The sequence below is a fragment of the Stenotrophomonas sp. G106K1 genome (genome assembly GCF_037969685.1).
GTDB classification, from domain to species: Bacteria; Pseudomonadota; Gammaproteobacteria; order Xanthomonadales; family Xanthomonadaceae; genus Stenotrophomonas; species Stenotrophomonas lactitubi.
Window position 1 is genome coordinate 89,766 of sequence record NZ_JBBPFR010000007.1, and the last position, 16,318, is coordinate 106,083.

Sequence of the window (16,318 nt, forward strand, 5' to 3'; positions counted from 1 at the left end):
GCTCAGCCAACGGTCAACACGCGCGAGGGACCCAAGGTACAGGCCACGGCCTTTCCAGCGTCACCAATCACGTAGAAGATCTCATACGGCCCCGGCGCCACGCCATCGAGCCGGATGCTGGAGGTCAGCCCCGCATTCGACGGCGGCGCGGCGGCGAACTGCGGCGACGCGCTGACGTCAGCGCGATCCGATCGTTCGGCCGCGAAATACACATCCGTACCGCCCGGCGCCAGGCTGTGCAGCCGGATCGCCCCGGCGCGCTGCGCCGTCGCGCCCGTCTCCACTGCCCAGCCCGCGATCCGGATGGCATCGCCTGCACCGGCACGCCATCCGTTGCCACCGGCAGGGGCACCTTCCACGACGTCCAGATAGCACACCAGCGACGCATCGGCCGCGGCGCTGGACATCCACGCCGGCACCGTGGCCAGTGCGGCTTTACCCGCCGGCTCGGCCGACGTGGCGGCGCCGTCGGGTGACATGCTGGGCGGTGTTTCAGTGGCGCTGCAGCCGGCAAGGCTGGTCAGCAGCAGGGCGATCCACGGCAACGTGCGCATCACGACTCCTTGATCAGCTTGCTGAACAGCTCGATGTGGCCTGCCACCTGGTTCTGCAGGCTGTAACGGGTCGCACGCTCGCGGCCTGCCTGCACCAGTTGCTGCGCATAGGCGCTGTCTTGGGAAATCCGCTCGAGCGCACGGGTCATTTCCGCGGGATCCAACGGATCCTGCAGCAGCAGGCCCGCACCCTCGGCGATCTCCTGCAGCGAGCTGTTGGCCGAGGTGATGACCGGCGTTCCACAGGCCATGGCCTCGACCACGGGCAGGCCGAAACCTTCGTAGAGGGACGGGTACACGAACGCCGTCGCGCGGCTGTAGAGCGCCGGCAGGTCCTGGATCGGCACATAGCCGAGCACCTTGACCTTGGCACCGGCGCTTTTCATTACCTTGCGCAGGTCATCGTTGAGCCAGCCCGACGCCCCCACCACCACCAGGGTTTCCGGGCCGTCGTAGGCCAGCATCGCCTTGAGCAGGGTCATCAGGTTCTTGCGCGGCTCGATGCTGCCCACGTACAGGAAGAACGATTCGGGCAGCTCGTAACGCTGGCTCACGCTGTGCATCTGCGACCTGGATGCCGGCTTGAAGGTCGCCGGATCGATTCCGCAGTGGATGGTGTGCACGCGGTCTTCGGCCACCTTGTAGTGCTTGAGGAAGTCGCGGCGCGAATTCTCCGAGACGGCCACGAAGCTTGCACCGGCCTGCACCGCGCGCTCGAAGTTGCTCGAGCACAGGGCGATGTTCTCGGCGGTGTGGTACGCCGGATGCGACAGGAACGTCGTGTCGTGCACCACCATGAGTGCGTTGGCGCCCACGCCAACCGGGAACACGTTGCCGGCGCAATACACCAGGTCCAGCCCGGGGACGAAATGGTCGGGATCCTTGAACGCGGGCAGCGGACCCCGGTACAGCGTCATGCCACTGCCGAGGCGTGTCTGCAGGCCGGACTGCTTGCCGGGCGCGTAGTCGGGATGCACGAAGTCGCCGAACCCAGGCAGCAGCAGGTAATCGCGCGCGCGCCCGGTTTCTGCCTGGTGTTCGGACAGGCCCTTGGTCAGCATCGCGACGTAGCGGCCCACGCCGGACACTTCACCGCCCATGGCGCGTGAAACATCGATGCCGATACGGCTGCGCACCGCGGCGGGCACTTCCGGCAGGCTGGAGCCCTGCGGATTGAGCGCGGCCAGGCGCGCGCGCATGCGCTCGGAGGAGCGCTCCAGCGACCAGAGCTCACTGACGTCACGCGCCGCCTGCTCACCCTTAGCCCGGGTTTCGTCCGGATGCTCGAAGGCATGGCGCAGCAGCGCGACCAGGTGGTCTTCGTCGGGGAGCGCCCACTGGAAGCCATGGTAGTAAGGGCACTTCGCCTCGGCCGGGGTGAGCGACACCTGCAGCGGATAGCTGTTGTCCTCGTCCATGAAGGCCTGCTGGGCACTCCAGTAACTGCCGATCACCGGGATGCCGCATGCCATTGCCTCGAGCAGCGGCATGCCCCAGCCTTCCCCGCGCGTCGGCAGCACGAAGCAGTCTGCCGAGCGATACAGCTGGGCCACCTGGTAATACGGCACCGATTCGTTGACCGAATACACGATGCGGCCGCCATTGGGGTCCAGCTGGAGCCCGCGGATGATGGCCTCCGGGTCGACGCCCGGATCGCTGTTGGAATACTTGCAGATCAGCACCACCGGGTCGGTGCTACGGAAGGCGCGGCTGAAGGCGCGCAACAGGATTTCCGGCGACTTGCGCTCACCCCACTCGAAGATCGAGAGGAACGTGAAGACGCCATCGATCTTCATGCCGCGGATGCGCGGGTTGAAGTGATTGGTGTCGATGAGCGCGAGCGGCATCACCTTCACCGGCACGGTCACACCGCTGCGCTGGAAGGTCCATTTGTTGAACTCGGTTGGCACCCACAACTCGTTCATCGTGTTGCAGCCGTCCACCCATTCCTTCGGAACGCCGGTGGTCTCCAGCATGGTGTAGCCGATGCGGTAGCCCTCGGTGACACGGTTGAAGGCATCGGCCTGGCCGTAGACCAGCCGCGGCACGTCCGTGCCGGGTGCTTCGCGCTGCTTGATGACTTCCAGCGTGTAGACGCCGGTGTTCTGAGCGCGCGATTCGGCGATGGGCAGGACGCTGTCGAGGCCGTACAGGTACTCGTAGGAGACCGATACACCTGCATTGTCCAGGCCACTGGCGATCTGCCGGGCGGTCATCGCATAGCCGACCGGGCGGAAGAAGGTCGAATGTAGGTGCACCTTGTACTGGTAGCGAGCATCGAGCACGTCTTTCCACTTGCCCAGGAAGGTTTCCTTGGACGTGAGGAACATGTCGTTGTGGCTGACCTTGTTGACCGAGGTCGAACCATGCTCGCGGTGGCGGATGGTCAGCGAACCGCAGTTCATCACCCGGAAGCCGGCGGCGCGCGCCTTGAGGCAGTAGTCGGTGTCTTCGTAGTAGGAGAAGAAGTCTTCGTCCAGGAAGCCCACCGCGTCCATCACCTCGCGGCGGATATAGACGCATGCAAACACTACGCCTTCCACTTCGCGGTCGTAGGCGTACTGGTTGATGTCCTTCTCACCCGAGCCCAGCTGCTGCCCCCAGTAGCTGCGGTCAGGGATGTAGGTGCCGGCGTGCTGGAAATCGGCCCCATCCAGGCGCCGGATGCGGCAGCCCACGACACCGACGCGATCTTCGCCGAAGGCAGTGGCCTGCAGCTTCTCGATCCAGCGCGGGTCATCGATCTCGGTGTCGTTGTTGAGCAGGATGACGTCGCGATCGGTATCGATCAGGCGCAGCGCTGCGTTGTTGCCGCGCACGAAGCCCAGGTTGTCGCCGTTGAAGATGGTGGAGATGCCGGCGATCTTGCCCAGGTACTCCACCGTGCCGTCGGTACTGCCGTTGTCGACGACGATCACCTCCACGCACGAGGTGTCGGTGTGCTTCAGGACACTGGCCAGGCAGGGCTTGGTGTACTCCAGTCCGTTCCAGGTCAGGATCACGACTGAAACCGGGCGCGCTGCGCGCGCCGGCTCGGCGGGGACGTGAAGTGGGCTGTGCTCGTTGCTCATGTCAGTCGACCTTATAGATGCTGCAGGTGCCCGTGCCGGGGAGACGGGTTGCATGTGTCACTTGGATGCGCTCATCCGCCAAAACGTAGCGCGCGCTTGCCAGCGTGCGGCCATCCACCACGCCGCCGTCAGGCAGCATGCGCATGGCGACCGGCAGGTAGGGCAGGAAGAAGACGTTGTCGACCAGTTCGCGGCGACCACTGGCCACCACGGCGATGCCGCCGGGGTCATGGGCGACCATTTCATGCGCCAGGGCGCCGCAGCGCGCGTCGAACGCGCCGGGGCTGCGGCTGAGCTCATGCCAGGTGCCGGCGTTGGCCACCATCAGCCACGTGGCCAGCAGCGCCAGCTGCAGGGTCCGCCGCAGCCAGCCGTCGCGCACAGCGGCGATCGCCAGCACCAGGACCACGAAACCGACCAGCCACCATCGCGTGAACCGGTACCACTGCGCTTCCATGCTGTCCACGGTGGCGCCGAACCAGGGCGAGGCATTGAGCTTGAGCACCATCACGAACAGCATCGCGGCGCCCAGCACGCTGGCCAGCACGCCCCAGTAGGCATACCAGGCCAGTGCTGATTGTTCGCGGCGCGGGCGGGGAACGAACAGCAGGATCAACAGCAGGGGGAAGGACGAGAAGTAATAGCGGCTGTGCCAGCGTCCAAGTCCGCCCAGGTCGCTGGGCGAGATACCGACGGTGAACACGATCGCCATGCCGATTGCGCCGGCCGTGGCGATCAGCAGAAACAGGCTGGTCGTGCGCACCTGTGCAAGCGTGCGCTGGTTGCGCCAGGGCAGCAGCATGGCGATGCCCGCAGCCAGTGCCAGCGAGAACGGGATCGACAGGATCGTCAGGTGGCCCAGCAGCAGCCCGGCTGCGCCGTGCAGGTCGGACATGATCGTATGCTGCCAGCCGCCCAGGCGGTTGCCATACATGCCCAGCCCGTCGGTGGTCGGCGCCGACAGGCTGACCGTCACCATCTTGAAGACCAGACAGCTGGACAGCGGCGCCAGCAACCAGGTCGGACGCGTCAAGAATTGACGCAGTGTCCCGTCACGCAGCGCGACGAGTCCCCAGGTCATCAACGCCGCCATCAATACGGTGATGCCGTTGAGGCGTACGTTAAGCATCAGGCCGATCCAGACACCGAAGAATATCGGCGGGGCGATCGAGCCGGGTCGTTCCAGGCAGCGCACACCCGCCCAGCAGGCCCAGAGGTAGAGGGGGAAGTACAGCACCTCGGTGACCGCGTAGGCGGAGATGAAGACCCCCGGCAGCGCGATGGCGGCCACCGCGACCACCAAGCTCAGGCGACCATTGAGGAAGCGCCGCGCCATCAGGTAAGTGGGGAACAGCCCGGAGGCGACAATCAGCGCATTGATCAACCGTACGCCGGTATAGAACGAGTCACCGATCATGAAACTCGGTGCGATCAGATACGGGTACAGCATGTTGGGCAGGTTGGTCGCATGCTGGATCTGGTCGGGCAGCGGGATGCCGGATCGACCGCCACCGGCCCAGATGCCTGAGGCGATCATCTTGTAGACGTATTCGTCGCCGGACCAGTAAGGCAACAGCTGTGCGGCAACGAACCGAACCAGCGCAGCGCCCAACCACAGGGCGACCAGCAACGACCACGGAACGTACGCGGGGGCCACCGTGTCATCCTTGCGGGTCCAGTCGGCGACAGCGGCGATCAGCGCCACGGCGGCGGCGATCAGCAATGCCATCAGCAGGTGACCGACCCAGATGCGCCAGGTCGGCACTTCGACCACCCGGATGTCACTGAGCAGCAGCCCCGGAGGACCATCGTAGAAGATGCGCAACGACACCACGTCCGGCACGTCATGCCCGACGTCCATGGTGTCTGACCAATGCACGGAGGTCTGGCCCGGCTGGGTGGCGAACGTCCGCTCCTGGGCAGGATTGTCGTAGCCCGGTCCGAACAGGTCCACCACGACGGCGGCGGGCGCCCCCGGGGCGGTATCGACGGAGAACGCGAAGGAATAGCGCTTGTCCGTGCGCAGGCGGAATTGCCCGGCAAGCGAATGCGAAGGCTGGTCACCCACGGCGCGGAAGCCCTTGCCCTCCGCGCGGAAGCCGTCCATCTGCACGCTTTCGGCCTGCAGTTGCGGAGCGTGGCGGGGGTCGGCCTGGAACACGCCCCACCACCACACCAACAGCAGGGCCAGCAGCGTGGCCGCCGCCGCCCATGCCACGGCAGGGAGGCGCGCGCCGCGCCGGTCGCTCAGTTCAATACGCTGGTTCAACTTGTCTTCCATTCGCTGCGTTCTGGGGTCCCGGTCAGGCCTGGAGGCGGCGAAGATCCGCGTCCACCATCGAGGTGATCAGCTGCTGGAGGCTGGTCTTGGGCGTCCAGCCCAGGGCCTTCTGGGCCTTGGCCGGGTTGCCGAGCAGCACGTCCACTTCGGCCGGGCGCAGGAACTTCTCGTCGATGACCACGTGCTGCTGGTAATCCAGCCCGACGTGGGCAAAGGCGATCTGGCACATGTCACGCACGGTGGTGGTGATGCCGGTGGCGATCACGTAGTCATCGGCCTTGTCCTGCTGCAGCATGAGCCACATGGCCTCGACGTAGTCGCCGGCAAAACCCCAATCGCGCTTGGCATCGATGTTGCCGAGGTGCAACTTGTCCTGCAGGCCCAGCTTGATGCGCGCGACCGCATCGGTCACCTTGCGGGTGACGAATTCGATGCCGCGCAGGGGCGATTCGTGGTTGAACAGGATGCCGCTGGAGGCATGCATGCCGTGGCTTTCGCGGTAGTTGACGGTGGCCCAATGGCCCATCAGCTTGGCGACGCCGTACGGGCTGCGTGGGTAGAACGGCGTGCGCTCGTCCTGCATCTCGGCCTGGATTAGGCCGAACATTTCGCTGGTCGAGGCCTGGTAGAAACGCGCATCGGGGCGCACGATCCGTACCGCTTCAAGCATGTTGATCACACCGACGCCATCGAGCTGCGCGGTCAGCACCGGCTGCTGCCAGGAGCTGCCGACGAAACTCTGCGCAGCAAGGTTGTATACCTCGGTGGCAGCGGAGAGCTGCATCGCGCGGATCAACGAGGACAGGTCGGAAATATCGCCATCAATCAGCTGGACCTGCTTGTCCACACCCAGCTCGCGCAGGCGCCACAGGGTATCGGTGCTGCGACGGGCCAGCAGGCCGTACACGGTGTAACCCTTCTCCAGCAGCAGCTTGGACAGGTAGGCGCCGTCCTGACCGGTGATGCCGGTAATCAACGCGGATTTGGTGCTCATTGGCTTCTCACTGATTGCAATATGTCGGCCAGCGTCTGATCGAGATCGATCAGTGGACGCCAACCTGTGTCATGGGTAGTGGCGGAGGGATCGGCCACCATTCTTCGCTGTTCGGAAGGGCGAAGCCGGGCCGCGTCGACCCGGATATCCGCCTGCACCTGCGCCAGCTCAAGCATGCGGCGCAGGATCTGCGCCACTGAACGCTCCACGCCCGACGCAACGATGTAACGGGTCTGATCCTGCCCGTGGGCGAGAATCGCCGCATAGGCAGATACCACGTCGCGGACATCGCTGAAATCGCGCGTTGCGTCGATATCACCGACATCGATCACTGCAGGTTGCCGTCCCTCCTTGATGGCCATTACCTGATGTGCCAAGGAGGATACAACGAACCGGTCGCTCTGCCCCGGCCCAATGTGGTTGAACGGGCGGGCCACCAGCACCTGCGCGGCGGTCCGACGCGACCATTGCAGGCACAGCTCCTCGGCGGCCAGTTTGCTGGACGCATACGGGTTGCCGGGATGAGGCACGGTGGCCGCAGTGACCGGCAGGTCGCATTCCGCCACCCGGCCGTAGATGTCGCCGGAGCTCACCAGCAGCATGCGACCGCTGAAACCGGCGGCTTCCAGCGCCTGGATCAGGTTGAGGGTACCGATCACATTGATCTCGTACGTTTCCCTCGGCTCGGCGATGGCGCGCGGCACGAAGCTCTGCGCGGCCAGGTGGATGACGGCATCCAGGCGCTGGTCGGCGATGAACCCAGCCAGTGCCTCGCCGTCCCGCAGATCCAGCCCGGTCGGAAGCACGACGGCCGCGCACCGCGGACCGAACCGGCCAGCGGCGATTGCCGCCAGCAGGTGTCCACCGACGAAGCCGGTCGCGCCTGTGACCAGCACCTTCGAGGTCACGGTGCCGACACCGACTTGCGCGCCATGATCGCGTAATCGCGCGATGCGTGGAGAGGCTTGACCAGTGCATTGATGGTGGCCGAACCGGGAATATCGTCGGCAACGAAGTCAACCTCGGACACACCACGTGCCTCGAAGAGCGGCTTGATGTCGGACTGTGCGAAGCCGCGCGCCTGCACCATCCAGCGCAGCATCTGCGGCGGCAGCGGGTTGCGATGGGTGGGATCCATGTAGAAGGCCCACTGGGCGACCAGGGCATTTTCCGGATTGGGCGTTTCCACGATCAAGCCGCCGCCCGGCACCAGCACCCGCCGTACTTCATCGAACAGGTCGATCAGCGTACGGAAACTCAGGTGCTCGGCAAGATGGAACAGCGTCACCATGCCCAACGATGCATCCGGAAGCGCGCGGAGCTTGCTCAACGCGTCGATGTACTCGACGCTCAGTCCCTTGTTCTCGCATTCCTCCACGAACAGGCTGTTGAGGTCCACGCCAGAGGCATGCAGGCCTTGTTCGCGCAGCATGTCCAGCCACTCGCCACGACCGCAGCCAAGATCCAGCACCGGCGCGGACGGGGTACCCGCGCCTACGTCGGTGACAAACTTGATATACGGCTGCAGGCGTTCGCGAATCTCGGTCTGCGGGCCGCGGAACTGATCTTCAAACGCGGCATACAGTTCGTCCAGGTCCGAATCCACCGCCGACGCATCGACCGTCGGGGCGGCGGCTTCGGTACTTGCCACCGGCGGCCGCGGTGCCGGGCGGAAACGCGGCATTGCCTGCAGAGCCGCAAGCTCCTCGGTCATGCGCGGCATCGCCTGCAGCATGGCGAGCTGTTCGGCTACCTGCTCTGCCAGCACGTTGATGCGCTGCCCGAGCTCATCCACCTGGGTAGTACTGGGCATGCGCTGCAGGGCCTGCTCCTGCGACTCCAGGCGCGCAGCCTGTTCGGCCACCACCTGGGAAATGGTGCCCTGGAAGAACTGCAGGTCGCCACTGACCGCCGAGATGTGTGTTTCCACAGCGCGCGCATGGCGCGGCAGGCGCACCAGCGCATGCACCCAGTGCAGCATCCAGCCCAGGACCGGAATCCGGCGCCAGGCATGCAGCTTGTACGGGATCAACAGACCGTCGATGTGCACCCCGTTGGTCTGCCCTTCCGGCGACCAGCGCAGCGCAGCAAGGATCTCGATCTTGCTGGCCGCGCCCGAACGCAGGGACTGGAGATGGCTGCGTGCGTGCTCGTCGGGCGCGCGATGCAGGATCGCTTCATACGCGTGGGTAACGAATGCGAGGTCATCGTAGCCAAGAAAATCGGCCAGCACGTACTCGGTCCGCTTCTTGAAGTCAGCGGTCGGCGGTTTGAAGACGGCATTCGGCGCCGCGCTGTGGGTTCCCGCTACCACGCTTGTGAGGACGGCCGAAGCCGTACCGCCCGTGCCGATGTCGCCAACGCCCAGGCGCATGCGCACGCGACGCATGACCTCGTCGGCTGAAATCAAGCTTTCCTGACTGGATGACATCGATGGATCCTCAGATTATCTAGATGCTTGTAGGGTCGAGGCACGCCGGAGCCTGTGAACTGCGGCATAGCCTGTCACGCGATGGATATCCGGGGGGGTATCCAGCTGGTCCCGATGAAGTACTGCTTGTCCATGTTGGCGACGGAGAAGACAAGGGCCATGTCGCGCCATTCATAATTGTGGCTGAGATGGTCCTGGGCATCACTCAGCGAAAGCGACACAGAATAGGTCCCGGGTCCAAGCGTGGCGATGAAGTCTGCGCTGAAGGTCAGCGCCTGACCGGCCACCACTCCCGAGACCACCTGCTCGGTATGGTGGGTGTTGGTACCGAAAATGGTCTGCCCGAGACGGTCGCGGATCATGTAACCGAAGACCAGCTTGTCGATCGGGGCAGACACTTTGACCCCGACGCGAAGGCTCACAGACTCGCCGACGGCGACATATTCGGTTGCTTCGCCCTTGTCGTTGAGCAGTTGCACGGTATCGATGGCTGCTTCGCCGGTGCCCGAGGAGATCGCCGCAGCTCCGTCCTCGCGCACGGCCACGTTGATCGTGCCCTGCTCTTTCTGCGCGATCAGCGCATTGTAGTAGTCAATGACCTGCTTGGGATCGGCGTCGAGCAGCAGCCGCCCCCCCTCCAGGAGGATGGCCCGGTCGCACAGCACCTGCACGGCGGTGGGATCGTGCGACACGAACAACAGGCTGGTGCCTTGCTCGCGGAATGCCTTGATGCGGTCGAAGCACTTGTGCACGAAGTAGGCGTCACCCACCGACAAGGCTTCGTCGACGATCAGCAGGTCCGGCCGGAACGCGGTAGCCACACTGAACGCCACGCGCATCTGCATGCCGCTGGAATAGGTCCGCACGGGTGCGTCGAAGTACTCGCCAATCTCGGCGAACGCTTCGATGTCATCCATGGCATCGGCGATGGCCTGCTGCGGATGGCCCATCAACCCGGCGGCGTGGTAGACGTTCTGGCGCCCGGTCAGGTCGAGGTTGAAGCCCATGCCCAGTTCGAGGATCGCCGACACCTTGCCCGTCTGCGTCACGCTGCCCTTGCTGGGCTGGGAGGTGCCGGTGATCAGCTTGAGCAGGGTGCTCTTGCCGGCGCCGTTCTGCCCCACGATGCCCACGCTTTCGCCAGGGCCTACCGCGAAACTGATGTCGCGCAGCACCCAGTGCTGTTCCGCCGGTTTGACCGGCAGGCCGAACCAGGACATGAAACGCATCCACTCGCTGTTCCAGCGCGAGTAGCACTTGCCGACGCCGCGCACCTTCAACAGAGAATTCATAGGGCATCCACCATTTCAGCGCTGGACTTGCGGAACATCACCAATGCAACACCTGCCAGCAGGACCGTGGCCAGCACCAATCCAGCTAGCTGGCCCCACAGCGGGGGCTTGCCGTAGACAAGCACGTTCTGATAGCTGGTGACCAGCACATACAGCGGGTTGAACTTGAACCACGCCTGGTAGCGCGCGGGCAGCGCATTAAGGTTGTAGACCACGGGCGTGAGCCAGAACAGCGCGTTCAGCACGACGGGGATGACCTGACCGAGATCGCGCATGAAAACATTGATCACGCCCAGCAGGGTGCCCAGGCTCATCGCCAGGGCGAGGGTCATCAGCACCAGTACCGGAAGCCAGATCGCGTTCGCGTCCGGGAAGTGGCCCAGCACGGCGAAAACACCGAAGATGGCCGCGCACAGGAGCACGTTGTTCACCAGCATGGTGCCTGCCGCGATGACCGGCAGGCACAGCCGTGGAAACGCCATCTTCTTCATCAGATTGGCGTTGTCGATGAACAGCGTGAGGCACCGTTGGATGGTTTCAGCGAACAACGTCCAGAACAGCATGCCGGCCATCAGGTACAGCGCGTAGGCGTACTTGTTGTCCACGCCCGGCAGTTTCGCCGACAGGACCTCGGACAGGATCAGCGCGAAGATCAGCACCTGCGCCAGCGGGTGGATCACCATCCACAGCCCACCCAGCTTACTGCGGGTGAACCGTGCCCGAAGATCGTTCTTGATCGACGAGAGGATGAAGAATCGGTAGCTCCAGAGGGAGCGCAACACACTACTCATGGGATTCCTGCTCCAGACAGACCGCGCGCTTCCGGCGACGCCAGCACGGCCAAGGGGGGGGGGCTCTCCAGGTACGCCGCCAGCAACGCACCTGAGCGCTGCAGCGACATGCCATGTTCAATTTCCCGACGCGCCCGCCCGACCCGGTCGGCAACGTCGGCAGGGTGGTCAACCACCTGCTGCATCAACGTGGCCGCGAGCCGGACGTCCGGCTCGGCCCATACCTGGCCTTCGGCGTGCGGGTACTCGCCGGTCTTGACCGGCACCAGCGTGTAATCCACCAGCAGGCTGTTGCCTGCATTCATGAAATCCATGTTTCCCGACCAGCCGGTAGCGATGACCGGCTTGCCGAGTCGCATGCACTCGGCCATGCCCAGACCGAGCCCTTCGGCACGATGCAGGGAAACGTAAGCATCGCAGTGGCGCTGAAGCGCCTGCAGATGCCGGACATCGATCACGTCATCGCGCAGCAGGATGCGGGGGTCGGTGCCGGCGAGAGCCAGCAACTGGCGCAGGGCGTCCGGGTTTCGATGGCCGTTGCTGGACTTCAACATCAGCACGACGTCCTTGCGCTCCGGCGGAAACGCTGCGCGGAAAGCGCTGATGACGGCGCCGGGATTCTTGCGTGCCACTGCGGAATTGCAGTCGAAGGTGCACAGGAACACGAAAGCGCCGTCGGGCAGGCCGAAGTCGGCACGCACAAGGCCGCTGGGCTCGGCGTCCAGCAAGGGGAACGGGATCCGGGTGACAGGCTTGTCAGTAACTGCGCGGAAGGCATCGGCAACGAATTCCGTGGCCACGATGATCTCGTCCACGGCGGCCACCGCCTCACGCCAGGCATCGGGCACGCGCGGCAACTCCCAGAACCAGCAGGCCACCACTCGCTGTGGCCGCTCCACGTCCCCGCGGGCCGCCATCGCTTCGCTGAAGTGGTCCGGATTGACGAATACCAGCGTGGTGGCAAATGCGCCCACGCCGGGCTGCAAGTGCGACACCAGGCTCTGGTCTGCATTGGCGTGCGGGACAGCCACGCGCGAATCCTGCAGGGATACCGGGTAACCCACGCTCATCAGTGCCTGGCTGTAAGCGCGCGCGCTCACACCCAGCCCGAACTGGCCGCGCAGGTAACCCAACACGTTCACGCCCCGTTTCCACACCGGGGCGGGGGTAGGGGAGGACTGCGACGCCGTCGGGTCGGGCAGCGTCCAGGCCGGACCACGGGCAAAGCGCAATCCGTCGCAGAGGCGCTGGTTGCGACGCCGTGCCAGCCATTCGCGCAGCGCACGCGGCAGCAGCGAACGGTACAGCCGCGCCAGCAAAGGGACCGCAGGTCCACTCATTCGGGTACGCCTTCCCGGCGCGTCCACGGCAGCGATGGGAAATTGCACCTCAAGCAGCGAGTGCCTCTTCCAGGTCCACCTGCAGATCCCCCACATCCTCCACACCCACACTCAACCGCACCAGCGCATCACTGATGCCCAGCTGCTCCCGCCGCGCCACCGGGATCGACGCATGGGTCATCACCGCCGGGTGGTTCACCAGGCTTTCCACGCCACCCAGCGACTCGGCCAGGGTGAACAGCTCAGTCTTCTCGCAGAAGCGCTTGGCTGCGTCGAAGCCGCCCTTCAGTACGATCGAGACGATGCCGCCGTAGCCGTTCATCTGCTTGCCCGCCAGCGCATGCTGCGGGTGCGACGCCAGGCCCGGGTAGATCACCTTTTCCACCGCCGGGTGCTTTTCCAGCCACTGTGCCAGCGCCATCGCGTTGGCGCAGTGCGCCTTCATGCGCAGCGGCAGCGTCTTCAGGCCGCGCAGGGCTAGGAAGCTGTCGAACGGGCCCTGCACGCCACCAATGGAGTTCTGCAGGAACGCCATCTGCTCGGCCAACGGCGCATCATCACCGACCACTACCATGCCACCCACCATGTCCGAATGGCCATTGAGGTACTTGGTGGCCGAATGCAGCACCAGATCCGCACCCAGCAGCAAGGGACGCTGCAGCATCGGCGAGGCGAAGGTGTTGTCGACCACCACGATCAGGCCATGGCGCTTGGCGATGGCGGCGACCGCGGCGATGTCGACGATCTTCAGCATCGGGTTGGTCGGGGTCTCGATCCAGACCATCTTGGTCTTCGGGGTGATCGCCGCTTCGAAGGCAGCCAGATCGGTCAGGTCGACGAAGCTGAAATCCAGTGCGGCGGTGCGGCGGCGCACGCGCTCGAACAGGCGGAAGCTGCCGCCATAGATGTCGTCCATCGCCACCACGTGGCTGCCTGCATCCAGCAGTTCGATCACCGTCGAGCTGGCGGCCATGCCCGACGCGAAGGCGAAGCCACGGGTGCCGCCTTCCAGCGAGGCCACGCAACGCTCGTAGGCGAAGCGGGTCGGATTGTGCGTGCGCGAATACTCGAAGCCCTGGTGTTCGCCCGGGCTGGACTGTGCATAGGTCGAGGTGGCGTAGATCGGCGGCATCACCGCGCCGGTGCTCGGGTCGGGCGACTGGCCGCCATGGATGGCCAGGGTGGCCAGCGCCAGTGCGCGGTCCGGGGAAGAAGCTTTGGACATGTCGATTCCTGAATGGCGCCGATGACCGGCGCCGTCGAAGGAGCGGGAGTCTATCAGCGCGGCCTTAACGAGCTTTGACGCGGATAAACCGGGATTCAGCAGCGATCTGCGGCGATAAACGCCTTACTGAACGCGCCGACGCAGGTAATTCAGCAGATCGATGCGGGTGATCAGGCCGAGGAAGGCATTGCCATCCATCACGATGGCCACCTGGCCACGGTCGAACACCGGCAGCAGCGCCTCGATGGGCGACTTCACATCCAGGCGATCCAGCTTGCTGACCATGGCGGTGGCCACGGGGTCGCGGAAGCGTGCTTCATCGCCGTACACATGCAGCAGCACGTCGCTTTCATCGACGATGCCAACCAGTTGGTCGCCATCCATCACCGGCAGCTGCGACACGTCATACAGCTTCATGCGCTGGTAGGCGGTGGTCAGCAGGTCGTTCGGGCCGATCACGACGGTGTCGCGCTGGCCATAGGGGCGCAGGATCAGGTCGCGCAGGTCGCCGTGCTGCGGGCGCTCAAGGAAGCCGTTGTCCAGCATCCAGTAGTCGTTGTACATCTTCGACAGGTACTTGTTGCCGGTATCACAGACCAGCACCAGCACCTTCTTCGGCGTGGTCTGCGCCTTGCAGTACTTCAGCGCCGCCGCCAGCAGGGTGCCGGTGGAGGAACCGCCGAGGATGCCCTCCTTGGCCAGCAGCTCGCGCGCGGTATGGAAGCTCTCGGCGTCGGTGATGGCATAGGCCAGCTTCACCCGGCTGAAGTCGGAGATCGACGGCAGGAAGTCCTCGCCGATGCCTTCCACCAGCCAGCTGCCCGACTTGTCGTTGAGCACGCCGTCGTTGATGTATTCGGCCAGGATCGAGCCGACCGGATCGGCCAGCACCAGTTCGGTCTTCGGCGACAGCGTGGCGAACGCGCGCGACAGGCCGGTCATGGTGCCGGAGCTGCCGCAGCCGAACACGATGGCATCCAGATCGCCATCCATCTGCTCGAGGATCTCCGGGCCGGTGCCGAACTCATGCGCGGCCGGGTTGTCCGGGTTGCCGAACTGGTTGATGAAGTAGGCGCCCGGGGTCTGCTCGGCGATGGTCTTGGCCAGGTCCTGGTAGTACTCCGGGTGGCCCTTGGCCACGTCCGAGCGGGTCAGGCGCACTTCGGCACCCATCGCCTTCAGGTTGAAGATCTTCTCCCGGCTCATCTTGTCCGGAACCACCAGGATCAGCTTGTAGCCCTTCTGCTGCGCCACCAGTGCCAGGCCCAGGCCGGTATTGCCGGCGGTGCCTTCAACCAGGGTGGCGCCGGGCTTCAGGTCGCCGCGCTTTTCTGCCGCCTCGATCATCGACAGGCCGATGCGGTCCTTGATCGATCCGCCCGGGTTGGCGCTTTCGAGCTTCAGGTAGAGCTCGCAGACGCCAGCATCCAGGCGCTGGGCCTTGACGATCGGGGTCTGGCCGATGAGTTCGAGGACGGAAGAATGGATGGGCATTCGGGGAACTTCGGTTCGCGCCACGCAGGGCCGGACCGGTGATTATCCGACGGATGGCGACGAAAGTCAGGCCGGTTCGATGTCAAGGCGACACCCCGCCCAAAAAGGGATGCGGACGGCCCCGGATCGACGAGGAGACCGGTACCGCCCGCATCGGGGGACGTGCCTGCAGGGCCAAGGCACCACCGCGTGTGGTGCCTTGGCGCGACGCCTGCGTTCAGCGGCGCCGCGTTGCCAGGTCAGGAGTGCCTGGCGGGGCCATCGATGGCCGGGTCATGCCATTCCGGGCACGACCGGGGGGGCGTCAATGCGTGGGGGACGAGTTTGCGAGCGGTGTTTCGTACATTCGCAGAAGGCGTTGCTTGGCCAGCAGCTTCTCGCGCTTCATTCGACCCAGGGTGACATCATCGATCGGGAGTACACCCAACTCCGCATCCATGCACTTCTTGTTCAACTTGCGGTGCTGGTCATGGAGTGCCCGGAACTCCGGATCGCGCGCGCGACGGGCGTCGATCTCGCTCTGGGGCTGATCTTCAAACATGATGGACCTCCTTCGACAGATACACGAACGCCCCGGCCGCAAGGCACGGGGCGTTGTTCATGGAGGAGTGCCGGTCGATGCCCACATGGGTGCCCACAACAACGTGCGGCACTGGCCTGCGCACGTCGATCTGCTGCGGTTCGCGCCCTGCTTGCATCGGCCCGGCCCTCCCATCGTCCGGTCCGCGTTATTGCGTCCCGGACAATTGACCCTACGCTTGCTCTGGACGGGGTTCAAGCCCCTGCGGCAAAAAGACCGAACCCCGCCGAGGCGGGGTTCAGGCTGAATACTCAACACAACGAAA

The 16,318-nt window shown here is 64.8% G+C and carries 12 protein-coding genes; all 12 read right to left on the reverse strand.

Annotated features, from left to right (window positions below; genetic code table 11):
• Positions 1 to 2: 2 nt before the first annotated feature.
• The 12 genes from WKB25_RS09065 to WKB25_RS09120 all read right to left on the reverse strand — a co-directional run bounded on the left by WKB25_RS09065 (position 3) and on the right by WKB25_RS09120 (position 16,014).
• Positions 3 to 554, reverse strand: coding sequence for a hypothetical protein (locus WKB25_RS09065; protein ID WP_340570057.1), 552 nt, complete (start codon positions 552 to 554; stop codon positions 3 to 5).
• On the reverse strand, positions 554 to 3,625 hold the full coding sequence (locus WKB25_RS09070; RefSeq protein WP_340570058.1) for a glycosyltransferase: 3,072 nt from the start codon (positions 3,623 to 3,625) through the stop codon (positions 554 to 556). Before WKB25_RS09070 ends, WKB25_RS09065 begins: the two co-directional genes overlap by 1 nt.
• 1 nt (position 3,626) lies before the next feature.
• Positions 3,627 to 5,906, reverse strand: coding sequence for a glycosyltransferase family 39 protein (locus tag WKB25_RS09075; RefSeq protein ID WP_340570059.1), 2,280 nt, complete (start codon positions 5,904 to 5,906; stop codon positions 3,627 to 3,629).
• A 22-nt stretch (positions 5,907 to 5,928) separates the two neighbouring features.
• Positions 5,929 to 6,900 (reverse strand): GDP-mannose 4,6-dehydratase, encoded by a 972-nt coding sequence (locus WKB25_RS09080; protein WP_340570060.1) that lies wholly within the window; start codon positions 6,898 to 6,900, stop codon positions 5,929 to 5,931.
• A complete protein-coding gene (locus WKB25_RS09085; protein ID WP_340570061.1) occupies positions 6,897 to 7,808 on the reverse strand; it encodes a GDP-mannose 4,6-dehydratase in 912 nt (303 codons plus the stop codon). Before WKB25_RS09085 ends, WKB25_RS09080 begins: the two co-directional genes overlap by 4 nt.
• Positions 7,805 to 9,331: a methyltransferase domain-containing protein gene (locus tag WKB25_RS09090; RefSeq protein WP_340570062.1), complete on the reverse strand. Its 1,527-nt coding sequence runs from the start codon at positions 9,329 to 9,331 to the stop codon at positions 7,805 to 7,807. Before WKB25_RS09090 ends, WKB25_RS09085 begins: the two co-directional genes overlap by 4 nt.
• A gap of 74 nt (positions 9,332 to 9,405) precedes the next feature.
• Positions 9,406 to 10,623 carry an ABC transporter ATP-binding protein gene (locus WKB25_RS09095; protein WP_340570063.1) on the reverse strand — a complete coding sequence of 406 codons (1,218 nt, stop codon included), beginning with the start codon at positions 10,621 to 10,623 and terminating at the stop codon, positions 9,406 to 9,408.
• Positions 10,620 to 11,414, reverse strand: coding sequence for an ABC transporter permease (locus tag WKB25_RS09100; protein WP_340570064.1), 795 nt, complete (start codon positions 11,412 to 11,414; stop codon positions 10,620 to 10,622). The genes WKB25_RS09095 and WKB25_RS09100 overlap by 4 nt, the downstream gene beginning before the upstream one ends.
• Entirely contained in the window at positions 11,411 to 12,754 is a 1,344-nt protein-coding gene (locus WKB25_RS09105; RefSeq protein ID WP_340570065.1) for a glycosyltransferase, read from the reverse strand. The genes WKB25_RS09100 and WKB25_RS09105 overlap by 4 nt, the downstream gene beginning before the upstream one ends.
• Before the next feature lie 49 nt (positions 12,755 to 12,803).
• A complete protein-coding gene (locus tag WKB25_RS09110; protein WP_340570066.1) occupies positions 12,804 to 13,979 on the reverse strand; it encodes a cystathionine gamma-synthase in 1,176 nt (391 codons plus the stop codon).
• A 123-nt stretch (positions 13,980 to 14,102) separates the two neighbouring features.
• Positions 14,103 to 15,473: a pyridoxal-phosphate dependent enzyme gene (locus WKB25_RS09115; protein ID WP_340570067.1), complete on the reverse strand. Its 1,371-nt coding sequence runs from the start codon at positions 15,471 to 15,473 to the stop codon at positions 14,103 to 14,105.
• A gap of 304 nt (positions 15,474 to 15,777) precedes the next feature.
• The gene (locus WKB25_RS09120; RefSeq protein ID WP_099820399.1) at positions 15,778 to 16,014 is read right to left on the reverse strand and encodes a YdcH family protein; all 237 of its coding nucleotides are present in this window, start codon (positions 16,012 to 16,014) and stop codon (positions 15,778 to 15,780) included.
• Positions 16,015 to 16,318 lie beyond the last annotated feature (304 nt).